The sequence below is a fragment of the Luteimonas sp. RC10 genome (genome assembly GCF_014192745.1).
Lineage (GTDB): Bacteria > Pseudomonadota > Gammaproteobacteria > Xanthomonadales > Xanthomonadaceae > Luteimonas.
In genome coordinates this window covers 14,530-26,963 of record NZ_JACHYJ010000008.1, presented here as the reverse complement: position 1 = coordinate 26,963, position 12,434 = coordinate 14,530, and the positions used below count along the sequence as shown (strand labels likewise).

At 70.7% G+C, this 12,434-nt stretch carries 15 protein-coding genes; 4 read left to right on the top strand and 11 right to left on the bottom strand.

Going from position 1 to position 12,434, the window contains the following annotated elements; genetic code table 11:
- Positions 1-127: 127 nt before the first annotated feature.
- The 6 genes from FHW73_RS14110 to FHW73_RS14085 are packed head-to-tail and all read right to left on the bottom strand — an operon-like array spanning position 128 to position 4,959.
- Positions 128-1,576: an RNA polymerase factor sigma-54 gene (locus FHW73_RS14110; protein ID WP_183427395.1), complete on the bottom strand. Its 1,449-nt coding sequence runs from the start codon at positions 1,574-1,576 to the stop codon at positions 128-130.
- Between the two features lie 36 nt (positions 1,577-1,612).
- Entirely contained in the window at positions 1,613-2,332 is a 720-nt protein-coding gene (gene lptB, locus FHW73_RS14105; protein WP_183427394.1) for an LPS export ABC transporter ATP-binding protein, read from the bottom strand.
- Positions 2,332-2,898, bottom strand: coding sequence for a lipopolysaccharide transport periplasmic protein LptA (lptA, locus tag FHW73_RS14100; protein WP_183427393.1), 567 nt, complete (start codon positions 2,896-2,898; stop codon positions 2,332-2,334). The genes lptB and lptA overlap by 1 nt, the downstream gene beginning before the upstream one ends.
- The gene (gene lptC / locus FHW73_RS14095; protein WP_183427392.1) at positions 2,876-3,439 is read right to left on the bottom strand and encodes an LPS export ABC transporter periplasmic protein LptC; all 564 of its coding nucleotides are present in this window, start codon (positions 3,437-3,439) and stop codon (positions 2,876-2,878) included. The genes lptA and lptC overlap by 23 nt, the downstream gene beginning before the upstream one ends.
- The gene (locus FHW73_RS14090) at positions 3,436-3,987 is read right to left on the bottom strand and encodes an HAD hydrolase family protein (RefSeq protein WP_183427391.1); all 552 of its coding nucleotides are present in this window, start codon (positions 3,985-3,987) and stop codon (positions 3,436-3,438) included. The genes lptC and FHW73_RS14090 overlap by 4 nt, the downstream gene beginning before the upstream one ends.
- 33 nt (positions 3,988-4,020) lie before the next feature.
- Entirely contained in the window at positions 4,021-4,959 is a 939-nt protein-coding gene (locus FHW73_RS14085) for a KpsF/GutQ family sugar-phosphate isomerase (RefSeq protein WP_345776198.1), read from the bottom strand.
- Between the two features lie 235 nt (positions 4,960-5,194).
- Between FHW73_RS14085 and FHW73_RS14080 the strand changes: the two genes are divergently transcribed.
- From FHW73_RS14080 to FHW73_RS14070, 3 genes are read left to right on the top strand one after another with little or no spacing between them, the layout of a single operon-like run.
- Positions 5,195-5,443, top strand: a complete 249-nt coding sequence (locus FHW73_RS14080) for a BolA/IbaG family iron-sulfur metabolism protein (protein WP_183427389.1) — start codon at positions 5,195-5,197, stop codon at positions 5,441-5,443.
- Positions 5,443-6,702, top strand: coding sequence for a UDP-N-acetylglucosamine 1-carboxyvinyltransferase (gene murA / locus FHW73_RS14075; RefSeq protein WP_183427388.1), 1,260 nt, complete (start codon positions 5,443-5,445; stop codon positions 6,700-6,702). The genes FHW73_RS14080 and murA overlap by 1 nt, the downstream gene beginning before the upstream one ends.
- Before the next feature lie 2 nt (positions 6,703-6,704).
- Complete coding sequence (locus FHW73_RS14070; RefSeq protein WP_183427387.1) at positions 6,705-7,004, top strand: hypothetical protein; 300 nt, start codon at positions 6,705-6,707, stop codon at positions 7,002-7,004.
- Positions 7,005-7,578: 574 nt separating this feature from the next.
- Here FHW73_RS14070 and FHW73_RS14065 read toward each other — a convergent pair.
- From FHW73_RS14065 to purM, 5 genes are read right to left on the bottom strand one after another with little or no spacing between them, the layout of a single operon-like run.
- Complete coding sequence (locus tag FHW73_RS14065) at positions 7,579-8,295, bottom strand: DUF3108 domain-containing protein (RefSeq protein WP_183427386.1); 717 nt, start codon at positions 8,293-8,295, stop codon at positions 7,579-7,581.
- A gap of 1 nt (position 8,296) precedes the next feature.
- Positions 8,297-9,013 carry a DUF3108 domain-containing protein gene (locus tag FHW73_RS14060; protein WP_183427385.1) on the bottom strand — a complete coding sequence of 239 codons (717 nt, stop codon included), beginning with the start codon at positions 9,011-9,013 and terminating at the stop codon, positions 8,297-8,299.
- A 10-nt stretch (positions 9,014-9,023) separates the two neighbouring features.
- A complete protein-coding gene (gene purN / locus FHW73_RS14055; RefSeq protein WP_183427384.1) occupies positions 9,024-9,683 on the bottom strand; it encodes a phosphoribosylglycinamide formyltransferase in 660 nt (219 codons plus the stop codon).
- A complete protein-coding gene (locus tag FHW73_RS14050) occupies positions 9,680-10,138 on the bottom strand; it encodes a hypothetical protein (RefSeq protein WP_183427383.1) in 459 nt (152 codons plus the stop codon). The genes purN and FHW73_RS14050 overlap by 4 nt, the downstream gene beginning before the upstream one ends.
- Before the next feature lie 9 nt (positions 10,139-10,147).
- A complete protein-coding gene (gene purM, locus FHW73_RS14045; protein ID WP_345776191.1) occupies positions 10,148-11,191 on the bottom strand; it encodes a phosphoribosylformylglycinamidine cyclo-ligase in 1,044 nt (347 codons plus the stop codon).
- A 148-nt stretch (positions 11,192-11,339) separates the two neighbouring features.
- Between purM and FHW73_RS14040 the strand changes: the two genes are divergently transcribed.
- A complete protein-coding gene (locus tag FHW73_RS14040; protein ID WP_183427381.1) occupies positions 11,340-12,425 on the top strand; it encodes a DUF2066 domain-containing protein in 1,086 nt (361 codons plus the stop codon).
- The last annotated feature ends 9 nt before the right edge of the window (positions 12,426-12,434 follow it).

The following is a 12,434-nucleotide window of genomic DNA, read 5'->3' as shown; positions in this document are numbered from 1 at the left end:
CTCCTTCAAGGTAGGAAACGGACCGTCGGTCGATGTGCCGGCGGTCGGGTTCAGAGTAGCGCGGCCGGCGTGGCTGACAAGCGGCCACCGGTCGCACCCTTAAGGACCATCGTGCGGGGCGGGAAGTTCAGGCGATGCGAACGCGTTCGTGCGATGAGGCGATCTGCATCGCCTCACGGTATTTGGCCACGGTGCGGCGCGCGACCGGCACCCCGGCGGCCTTGAGCAGGTCGGCCAGGCGCGCATCCGACAGCGGTTTGCGCGGATCCTCGGCGTCGATCAGGCCGCGGATCATCTGCTGGATCGCGGTGCTCGAGGCCTCGCCGCCGCCTTCGGTGCCGATGCCCGAGGCGAAGAACGCCTTCAGTGGCAGGGTGCCGCGCGGGGTATGCACGTACTTGCGCGCGACCGCGCGCGAGACCGTCGATTCGTGCATGCCGATCTCCTCGGCGACCTCACGCAGGGTCAGCGGCCGCAACGCGCGTTCGCCGAACTCCAGGAATCCCGACTGCTGGCGCACCAGGCAGCGCACGACCTTGAGCAGGGTGTCGCCGCGCGCCTCGAGGTTGCGCAGCAGCCAGCGCGCCTCCTGCAGCCGCCCGCGCAGATAGCCTGCGTCGCTGCTGCAGGCGTGCTCGATCATGCGTTCGTAGCCGCGGTGGATCGTCAGCCGCGGATGCTGGCGGCCGGCCAGCGTGACGCGCCAGACGCCGTTGTGGCGGCCGATCACGCAGTCGGGGGTGACGTAGTTGTCGTGCGGCACGCCGCCGATCCGTGCGCCGGGCCGCGGGTCGAGGCTGCGCAGCAGCTGCAGCGCGGTCTGTGCCTGCTCGAGCGTGTGGCCCAGTGCATCGGCCAGGCCCTGCGGGCCGAGCCTGGGCAGTCGTTCGATATGCGTGGTCGCCGCCTGCAGCGCGATGGCGCGTCCGGGGGTGTCGGCAGGCAGCGCCTCGAGTTGCAGCCGCAGACACTCGCCCAGGTCGCGCGCGCCGACCCCGGGTGGGTCGAAGCGCTGGATCCGACACAGCACCGCGGCGATCTCGGCCTCGGTGGCGCGGGTCTCGGGCAGCAGCGCCTCGGCGATGCCCGCGAACGTTTCGCGCAGATAGCCATCGTCATCGATCGCGTCGATCAGTGCGATGCCGATATTGCGATCCCGCGGCGAGACCGTGCTCAGATGCCACTGCCAGGACAGGTGGTCGCGCAGGTCTTCGGACTGGACGATGCGATCGGCGGGATCGCCGTCGCCTTCGCTGTCGGCGTCGCTGCGCTGTCCGCCGGAGGCCTGCCAGCCATCGTCGCCGTCCCAGGCGGGGGCGGCGGCCTCGTCGTCGTGTGTCCGGTCCGACGCGTCGGGGCTGGCGTCGCCGACGGCCGGGCCGTCGCCGCGCTCCCCCGCGCTCGATGGGGCCGGCATCGGGGCGTCGTCCCAGTCGAGCAACGGATTGCTCTCGACCGCAGCGGCGATCTCGGTCTCCAGTTCCACCGCCGAGAGCTGCAGCAGATGCAGCGCCTGACGCAACTGCGGCGTCAGGACCAGGTGCTGCCCCTGCGATGTCTGCAACCGTGGCTTCATCGTCCCCGGATCTCCATGGCCGGATACGCGAGCACGTTACAGACGGAAGGAATCCCCAAGGTAAACGCGGCGCACGTCCGGATCGGCCAACAGCGCCTCGGGCGCTCCCTGCGCGAGCACGCCGCCATCGCTGAGGATATACGCGCGGTCGCAGATTCCCAAGGTCTCTCGGACATTGTGGTCGGTGATCAGCACCCCGATGCCGCGTTCCTTGAGATGGGTGACGATGCGCTGGATCTCGCCGACGGAAATCGGGTCGACGCCGGCGAACGGCTCGTCGAGCAGGATCATCCGCGGGTTGGCCGCGAGCGCGCGCGCGATCTCCACCCGGCGGCGTTCACCGCCCGACAGGCTGGCGCCAGCCTGGTCGGCGACGTGGGTGATCTGCAATTCGTCCATCAGATCGGCCAGCGCCTTGTCGCGGCCCGGCTTGTCGAGGTCCTCGCGCAGTTCGAGCACCAGCATGATGTTGTCGGCCACGCTGAGCTTGCGGAACACCGAGGGTTCCTGCGGCAGATAGCCGACGCCGCGCTTGGCCCGGGTGTACATCGGCTCGGCGGTGATGTCGTGACCGTCGAGCACGATGCGTCCGGCATCGGCCGGGACCAGGCCGACGATCATGTAAAAACAGGTGGTCTTGCCGGCGCCGTTGGGGCCGAGCAGGCCGACGACCTCGCCCGCCTCGAGCGTCAGCCCGAATTCCTTGACGACCTCGCGCTGTTTGTAGCGCTTGCGCAACCCCTCGGCGACGAGCATCAGCGGCCGCCTTCCGTTGCCGGCTGGGCCGCAGGCCGCGCGGCGGGTGTGGCGGCCGGCTGCGCCGGCTGGCGGTTGCGCGGCTCGAACTGCATGCGCACGCGGCCATGGCCCTCGCCGCCGCCCTGCACCTGGCCGGTGGACATGTTGTAGACGATCCGCTCGCCCTCCATGCGGCCGCGGCCGGGCTGGTTGACGACCGCGTTGCCGGTCAGCACGACGGTGTCGTTGGGCATGTTGTAGTCGGCCTGGGCGGCGGTGGCGTCGACCCAGCCGCCGTCGTCCATCTGCTGCTTCATCTTGACCGGGCCGCCGGTCAGGATCACCCGTTGGAACTCGCCGCCGTGGCGGCGCACGTCGGCGCGGCTGGCCTGGATCTCGAGCGTGCCCTGGCTGATGGTCACACCGTTGGTGAACAGGCAGGGCAACTGCTCGTTGCTGACCGAGCAGTCGCTGCCGCCGGCGTCGACCGACAGCGTCTGGTTGCGGTCGGCCGCCTTGGCCAGAACGGCGCCGGGCGCAAGGGCCAGGACGAGGAGCAGGCTAGCGGCGGGAATTGGGTTCATTGCGGAATTTGACCTGGGAAAGGAGTTCGATCCGCCCCGACTCGAGATCGGCGCGCATGCCCGTGCCCTGCATTGTAGAGCCGGGCTGGACCACGTCCACGAGCGCGTCGGAGGCGGCCTGGTTGCGTTGCGGGAACACGTCGAGCGCCTCGGTGCGCATCGTCGTGGGGCGCGGCGCGCCGTCGGGGCTGGTCGCAGTGACCTCGCCGCGCAGACGCACCAGTTCGTTGTCCTCCGACACCCAGCCGGTCTTGGACCGGACCTGCCAGTGGCCGCCCGACTCGGCGGGGATGTTGAACACCGGGGTGACCAGTTCCAGCGTGCGCGCGCCCGGGGTCTGCTGCAGTTGCGGCGCCTGCACTGCGAATGCCTCGCGACCGTCGCTGTCGAGTGCGACGAGATCGAAATCGCGCAGCAGATAGTCGGTGCGGGTATCGGCGGGGCCGTCGACGGCCAACCGGTCCTTCTGGCGCCAGGCCGACCAGCCCGACACCAGCGCGCCGGTGAGCAGCAACAGCGTCAGTCCCAGACGCCAGTTCACGAGACCCGTCCGTCGGCATGGATCGTCGCCAGACGACCCTGCGCATGCAGGATCAGGTCGCACAGTTCGCGGCCCGCGCCGCGCCCGCCGGGGGCGCGGGTGCGCCAGTGCGCGGCCGAGACGGCGCAGGCGTTGGCGTCGGCCGGGGCCACCGCCAGGCCCGCTTCGCGCATCGCACCAACGTCGGCCAGGTCGTCGCCCATGAACGCGACCTGGTCGTCGCCCAGACCGAGTTCGGCGCACAGCGCGACGACCCGCGCCCGCTTGTCGGCGACGTGCACATGCGCCTGAACGCCCAGATCGGCGGCGCGGCGCTCGACGATGCCGCCGGGGCGCGCGGTGACCATCGCCACCGCGATGCCGGCCTTGCGCAGCATGACCAGCCCCTGGCCGTCGTGGACGTGGAAGGTCTTGATCTCCCGTCCCTCGCTGTCGAAACCGAGCCCGCCGTCGGTCAGCGTGCCGTCGACGTCGAAGCACGCCAGGCGCACGCGCGCCGCGCGCGCGAGCACATCGGGCGGCACGTGGTCGAAAAGGGAGGCGGGCATCGGTGTCGTTCTGTCCATGAATGGAGAGTGGGGTTACACCACGCGGGCGCGCAACAGGTCCTGAATATTCAGCGCGCCCACGACCCGGCGCTCGGCGTCGAGCACCGGCAGCATCGTGATCTTGCGCGTCTCCATCAGCCGCGCGGCTTCCACCGCCAGCGCGTCGGCGTCGATCGCGATCGGGTCGCGGGTCATGACGTCGGCGATGCGGGCATCGCGCACATCGATGCCCGGGTCGGTGAGCGTGCGCCGCAGGTCGCCGTCGGTGTACAGGCCGATCAGCCGCTGCGCCTCGTCGACGACGACGGTCATGCCCAGCCGCTTGCGGCTCATCTCCATCAGCGCATCGGCCAGTGAGGCGTCCGCGCGCACCGCGGGCACCTCGTCGCCGCCATGCATGACGTCGCGGATGTGCAGCAGCAAGCGCCGGCCGAGCGCGCCGGCCGGGTGGGAGCGGGCGAAGTCATCGGCGGTGAAGCCGCGGGCGTCCAGCAGCGCCACCGCCAGCGCATCGCCCATGACCAGCGAGGCGGTCGTGCTGCTGGTCGGCGCCAGCGCCAGTGGGCAGGCCTCGGCCGGCACGCTGATGTCGAGATGGATGTCGGCTGCGGTGGCCAGCGTCGACGCCGGGCGGCCGGTCATCGCGATCAGCCCGTTGCCCTGGCGCTTGAGCACCGGCAGCAGCATCAGGATCTCGTCCGATTCGCCCGAGTACGACAGCGCCAGCACGACGTCGGCGTCGGTGATCATGCCCAGGTCCCCGTGCCCGGCCTCGCCCGGATGCACATAGAACGCCGGGGTGCCGGTCGAGGCCAGGGTCGCGGCGATCTTGCGCGCGATATGGCCGGACTTGCCCATGCCGGTGCACACGACCCGGCCGCGGCACTCGAGGATGCGCGTGCAGGCAGCGGTGAAGGCGCCGTCGAGTCGGGCGGCCACGGCGTGCAGGCCCTGAACCTCGACCTCGAACACCTGACGCCCGCTGTCGGCGAACGCCGCCGTGCGTGGGGCGGGGCGGGCGGAGACGGCCTGGGCCGCGTCGTCGAACGTATCCGGCAAGGGTCTTTTCCGTTAGGCTAAGCCGTTCATTTTATGCGCTTCCCGGCGTGAATGCCCCGCGACCGTCGGCGGCGTCGAAGACGGCTCATCCCCGCTTCACGCGAGGCGGCGCCCGGCCCCGTCCTGCGGCGCCCACAGGATCGAAGACTTGGATACCCGCACCATCACCGCACTCATCCAGCAGGGCATGCCCGACGCCCATGTGCATGTGGAGGGCGCCGACGGCGTCCATTTCGAAGCGCTGGTCGTCTCGCCGGCGTTCGCCGGCAAGCTGCCGCTGGCCCGCCATCGCATGGTGTACGCCACGCTGGGCGCGCGCATGGGTGGCGAGATCCACGCACTGGCGCTGCGCACGCTGACCCCCGACGAACACGCGCGGCAGACGGGGCAGGGCTGATGGACAGCATCATCGTCTCGGGCGGCGCCACACTGCAGGGCGAGGTCCGCATCTCCGGCGCCAAGAACGCGGTGCTGCCGATCCTGTGCGCGACGCTGCTGGCCGACGCGCCGGTCGAGATCGGCAATGTCCCGCACCTGCACGACGTGCTGACCACGGCCAAGCTGCTGGCCGGCCTCGGCGCCGGCGTCGAGCACGATGTCGAAGGCGCGCGGGTGATCGTCGATCCGCGCGGTGTGCACAGCCACGTCGCGCCGTACGAACTGGTGCGCACGATGCGCGCCTCGGTGCTGGTGCTCGGGCCGTTGCTCGCGCGTTTCGGCGCGGCCGAAGTGGCGTTGCCCGGCGGCTGCGCGATCGGTGCACGGCCGGTGGATCTGCACATCAAGGCACTCGAGGCGCTGGGGGCGACGATCACCGTCGAGCACGGTTTCATCCGCGCCCGCGCGCAGCGTCTGCGCGGCGGGCACGTGGCGTTCGAGACGATCAGTGTCGGCGCGACCGAGAACGTGCTGATGGCCGCGACGCTGGCCGAAGGCGACACCGTGATCGACAACGCCGCGCGCGAACCGGAGATCGTCGATCTGGCGCAGTGCCTGGTCGCGATGGGCGCCGACATCCGGGGCGCCGGTACCTCGCGGATCGAGGTCCGCGGCGTGGAGACGCTGCACGGGGCGCAGCATGCGGTCGTGGCCGATCGTATCGAGACCGGCACGTTCCTGGTCGCCGCGGCGATGACCGGCGGGCGGGTGACCGCCACGTCCACGCGTCCCGATACGCTCGGCGCGGTGCTCGACAAGCTGCGCCAGGCCGGTGCCGAGATCACGATCGACGGTGATCGGATCACGCTCGACATGCACGGCCGCCGCCCGCGCGCGGTCGATATCGTCACCGCGCCGCATCCCGGATTTCCGACCGACATGCAGGCCCAGTTCATGGCGCTCAACTGCATCGCCGACGGCCGCGGCACGATCGACGAGACGATCTTCGAGAACCGCTTCATGCACGTCAATGAACTGATGCGCCTGGGCGCGGAGATCGACATCGATGGGCCAAGGGCCTCGGTCACCGGGGTCGAACGGCTGAGCGGCGCGCCGGTGATGGCGACCGACCTGCGCGCCTCGGCGTCGCTGATCCTGGCCGGCCTGGTGGCCGATGGCGACACGACGATCGACCGCATCTACCACCTCGACCGCGGCTACGAGCACATCGAGCGCAAACTCGGCGGCCTCGGCGCGAACATCCGGCGGGTGCGCTGACGATGGCGTTCCGCGGTCGCATGTCGAGCCGGCGGGTCGCGCTGTTCGCGACGCTGGCCGTGGTGCTGCTGGCGCTGGGCTGGATGCGCTACACCGGCGCGGCGGCCTTGAGCGGCATCGAGTTCAAGGACATGGACTGGAACGAGGATGGCGAACTGACCCGCGGCGAGGTGCTGCAGGGCTTCTTCATGATCGTCGCCGTGCGCACGACCGACGGCGCCCGCAGTTGCGTCGACTACCGCCGACGCGGCTCGGGCGAGTCGATCCGCGTCGAATGCCGGACCACGCCCGCCGCGCCGTAGGCGCGAGCCGGTCTTCCTGCCCGAAGAAGAGAACGGTTTCGCTCCCAGGGGCAGGAATGGGGCACTCCCCTTCGGATAGGCAGCGGCCTGCCAGCCGGAAGCCGCTCTGCCCTCGGCAAGGCATCCTGCCTTGACTCGGGCGCGCACCATCCATGGCGCGCTCGACGCGGCCACCGGCTGCCAGTCCGCTGTCATAGAGGTTTGCAACCTGACTTCGGTGGACGCAGCGTCGCCCGTTGAAAGAAGTCGCGCGCTGTCGGCCTCAGTACGTCGTGCTGCTCGGGTTGCGATAGCGGGCCAGGGCTGGTCTGCGGCGGCGAGTCAGCCATGGATGAGTGTGGGCTGCTCGCGCGGCATGCCGCGCAGCCCGCACGAACGCGCGGCGTGCTTCGCCGGGCTGGCCTGAGGAGCGGGCTGACCGAGCCGGGAAGCAGTTCCCTGCCGGCGCGACGCGCGCTCCGGAGACGCGCGCCGTAATCTTGCGAGCAAAAAGCAAGATTCCACTGACTTCGACCAAGCACCCAGAAAAAGGCCCCGCAATGCGGGGCCTTCCTTGCTCAGTCGCCAGCGGCGCTCAGTTCACCGACTGCAGGCGCATGTCGATATGGTCGCTGCCGTCGCGGCGTTGCAGCAGCCGGGCCGGGACCGGCAGATCGTCGACGATCCAGGCCACGATCTCGCGCCGCCCGTCGGTACGCACCACCTTGGTCGCCTGCAGTGTGCGGCCGCCAACCGTCACCGCCTCGGTGCCCTGGCGCTCGAATACCTGGCGCTTGCTGCGGCCGTCCTCGACAAGGCGATAGCGCAGCGGCGAGCGGCCTGCCTGCACGTCGCGCACCAGCACCAGATTCATCAGCATGCCGTCCAGGTCGCCGGACTGCAGCTTCACCGGGCCGCCCTGGTCATCCTTGACGTCCCCGCTCCAACGCGCCTCGCCGGCGTTCCAGTCGTAGGTCGCGTTGACACTGCGACGCTTGACCAGCATCGCCGCCAGGCCCGACTCGCCGCGCTGGGAGTCGGTGCTGCTGATCGGCCGCCACTGGTCTCCGTTGGCTTCGAACACCGTGCTTTGTTCGAGCCGGGCGCCGGCACCTGTGACGTTGAGGCTGTACTTCCAGCGCGCGCTGCCTTCGCGGGCGAGCTTCATGTCGGCCTGCCCACGCAGACCCATGAAGGTCGTCTGGTAGCTCGCGGTGAAGGGCTCGAGTGCCAGCGCCGGCAGCGTGGCGAGCGACAGCAGGGCGGCGCCGCAGGCGGCGAGCAGGCGGGGGCGGCGGGTCGTCTGGGGCATCTTAGGGAACTCCTTGGTATTCGACGAGGCGCAGGTCGATCGCGTCTTCGCCGTCTTCGCGTTGCAGGATGCGGATGGGGGTGGGAACGCCATCGGCGATCCAGACGATCATCTCGTCATTGCCGCCGTTGGTTCGTGAAACCCGCAACGCCGAATAACTGACATCGGCGACCTGGACGATCTCCGGCTCGGGCGCGGTGAGGTAGGCATAGTCGCGCGCGCGGCCGCCGTCGACGAAGCGGTATTGCAGTGCCGCGCCCGGGGCGGCGTCGCGGACGATCGCCAGGTTGATCAGCAGCGCGCTCATGTCGCCGGGCTGCAGCGGCACCGGGGCGCGGCGGCGCTTGCTGATGTCGCCGGTCCAGGTCGCAACGCCCCGTGTCCAGTCGTAGATGCCCTCGGTGCGGCGGTTGAACAGCACTGCCGCCTTGCGCAGCGTGTGCTGGGTCAACGGGCGGAAGGTCTCGCCGACGAGGTCGAATCGGGTGCCCTGCTCGACGTTCAGCCCGAGAATGCCGGCAAACCCGCGGTTGCCGCGGATGCTTAAATCGATCTGCCAGTTCGGCCCGTCGGGCTGCAGCCGCATGGTCGCGGTGCCCGCCTGGCGGCCCTGGTACCAGGCCTCGTAGGTCGCGACGAACGGCTGCAGCGGCGCCGCCCGGCCGGCGGGCATCCAGGCGATCAGCAGGCCGGCGACGAGGGCGAGGAGAGGGCGCATTGGGCGGCCATCATGGGAAGCGCTGGTTGGCTGCCAGCTGAAGCGGCGCCGCTGCGGTCCGGCCGTCGATCTGCACCGCGCCGGCCGCGTTCAGCCGGACCCGCCCGGCGGCGATCCAGCGCAGGGTTTCCAGCAGCAGCGGATGCTCGCGCGCCAGCACCCGCTGGGCGAGCGCGGCCTCGTCGTCGCCGGGGTGCACCGGGACGCGCGCCTGGGCGATCACCGGTCCTCCGTCGAGGTCGGCGGTCACGAAATGCACGCTGGCCCCATGTTCGTCGACCCCGGCCGCCAGTGCCTGGCGATGGGTGTGCAGGCCCTTGAAGGCCGGCAGCAGCGAGGGATGGATGTTGATCATCCGGCCGGCGCGCCCTTCGACGGCCGCGGCGCCGATCAGCCGCATATAACCGGCGCAGACGATCAGCTCGGGCGCGGCGGCGTCGATCGCCGCGAACAGTGCGGCGTCGTACGCATGGCGGTCGGCATGGTCGCGTGGGCGGATGGCCTGCGCCGGGATCCCGGCAGCGCGCGCGCGTTCCAGCGCGCCGGCATCGCCGCGATCCGACCAGACGCCGGTGACGGTCGCGTCGAGCGTGCCGGCGGCGATCGCGTCGAGGATCGCCTGCAGGTTGCTGCCCCGACCCGAGGCGAGCACCGCGATGCGCAGCGTCATCGAGTGGGGCCGGTGGTAGCGAATGCGGCGTGCACGTCGGGGCGCGACAGCACGACCAGCGCGTAGACACCAAGTGCCGTACCCAGCGGAAAGTTCAGGCACACGAGCGCGGCGACCGCCACACACAAGCCGTGGCGGCGACGGCGTGCGAGATCGAAGCCGGCGCGGATGCACAGGGCGCCGCCGGCCAGCGCGGCCAGGACCAGCGCACCGACCACTGCGATTGTGCTGACCCCGCCCGGATCGGCGAAGTCGTCCGCAGCTTCATTGACGATGCCGAACACCAGCAGCACCAGCAGCGGCAGGCTCCCGGCCAGCGACAGTGCACCCAGGACATGGTGCAGGACCGAGAGCGTGCGCAGTTGCCCATCGATCTGCGCCGGCGACAATGCCGGCGCGGCCGGGCCCGGGGCCCGGGGCGGCGCGTAGGGCGCGGGGGCGGGATCGGCGTGCATGCGGCCGGCTCAGCCGATACGTACGCGCTCGCCGTCGCTGTGCGCGACGACCTCGCCGATCGACCAATGGGCCAGGCCCAGACCATCGAGCGCGGTGCCGAACGCCCCGACGCTGTCGGCCGGCACCACCAGCACGAAACCGATGCCGCAATTGAAGGTGCGCCACATCTCGTGGTCGGCGACCGCGCCTTCGCGCTGCAGCCACTCGAACACCGGCGGCAACGGCCAGGACGCCGCGTCGATCGTCAGGCCGAGGCCGTCTGGAACCACTCGGATGATGTTCTCGGTCAGGCCGCCACCGGTGACGTGCGCCATCGCATGCAACTGCGGCCCGAGCGGTCCGCGCAGCAGCTCGAGCACCGGCTTGACGTACAGCGTGGTGGGCGCCATCAGCGCATCGACCAGCTTCACGCCGCCGACTTCGACCTCGGCCGGGCTGCCGGCCCGCTCGTAGATGCGGCGGATCAGCGAATAGCCGTTCGAATGCGGACCGCTGGACGCGATGCCGATCAGCACGTCACCGGCCTGGACCTTGCCGCCGTCGCGCAGTTCCGACTTCTCGACCGCGCCGACGGTGAAGCCGGCCAGATCGTATTCGCCGATGCCATACATGTCCGGCATCTCGGCAGTCTCGCCGCCGATCAGCGCGCAGCCCGACAGCTCGCAGCCGCGGGCAATACCGCCGATGACCGCGGCCGTGGTGTCGATGTCGAGCTTGCCGGTGGCGAAGTAGTCGAGGAAGAACAGCGGCTCGGCGCCCTGCACCAGCACGTCGTTGACGCACATCGCGACCAGGTCGATGCCGATGGTGTCGTGGCGGCCCAGTTGCTGGGCGAGCTTGAGCTTGGTGCCCACGCCATCGGTGCCCGAGACCAGCACCGGCTCGCGGTACTTGCCCGACAGGTCGAACAGCGCGCCGAATCCGCCCAGGCCCCCCATGACCTCGGGCCGGAAGCTGCGCTTGACCAGCGGCTTGATGCGTTCGACGAGTGCATTGCCCGCGTCGATGTCGACGCCGGCATCGCGGTAGGTCAGGGGAGTGGGGGCGGTCACGGCGGCCGTCGCGAAGCGGAAAGGACCGGGGATTCTAGCAGCCGCGGCCGGCCTGCCGCGGTCGGCGCGTCGGCGTATCGCCACGAACCGCTCGCACGGTTTGTGGCACCATCCCGCGTCGATGTCCCCCCGACTCAGGATCAACCGGATGCACCGCCCGAAGCGCTCGTTGGGAATGATGGCGTGGCTGTTGGCCGCCCTGCTGCTGTCCGCCGGCCAGGCGGCCGCGCAGCGCATGGAGGGCGACCGCGCCGAAGGCACCGGCCTGTACGCGGCCGAGATCCCGGTGCGCAGCCAGAACGAGAACGAGCGCACCGCGGGTTTTTCGCGCGCGCTGGCCCAGGTGCTGGGCAAGCTGTCGGGCGACCGCGGGGTCGCCCAGCGGCCGGGCGTGTCGCAGGAACTGCGGCGCGCAGAACAGTATGTGGAGGGCTACGACTACCGCCAGGACGAGGGCGTGTCCTCGCGCGGCTCGCCGACCTTCACCACGACCCTGGTGGTGCGCTTCCGCCCCGAGGACGTCGACGGCGTGGCGGCCGCGCTCGGCCTGCCGGTGTGGCCCGATCCGCGGCCCAAGCCGGTGCTGTGGCTGGCGATCGACGACGGCTCCGGGCCGCGTCTGGTCGGCCTGCAGCAGAACAACGTCGCCCGGCCGGTGCTCCAGCGTGCGATCGAGCGCGGCTACCGGCTCGGGCTGCCGGGCGGCAGCGCCGCCGAGCAGGCCGCCGTCGGCGCGATCTGGCGGGGCGACACCGCCGCGATCGCCCGCATCTCGGCGCGCTACAACCCGCCGATGCAACTGGTCGGCAAGCTCTATCGAGACGGCAGCGGCTGGAAGGCCGAGTGGATCTTCGTCGATGGCGGCCGGGTGCTGGCGCGCTGGAGCGAGACCGGCGACGACGCCCGGCGGATCCTGCCGACCGGCGCCGACGGCGCGGCCGATGCGCTGACCCGCCGCTATGCCAAGGCCAGCCCGGCCGGCACGCCTTCGACCGAAGCGATCCTGTTCACTGGCATCAACAGCAGCGCCGACTTCATCCGCCTGTCGGCGCAGTTGCAGCGCATGTCGGTGGTCCGTGCGATCCGTCCGCTGCGCGCGACGCCGCGCGGGCTGGAGGTGCAGCTCGACCTGCTGACCGGGCTGAGCGGTTTCCGCCGCATGGCCGATGAGAACGTGCTGGTCGAGGCCGACGGCGCTCCCGAGGGCGTGACCCCCACTTTCCACCTGCGCTGATCGCGCCAG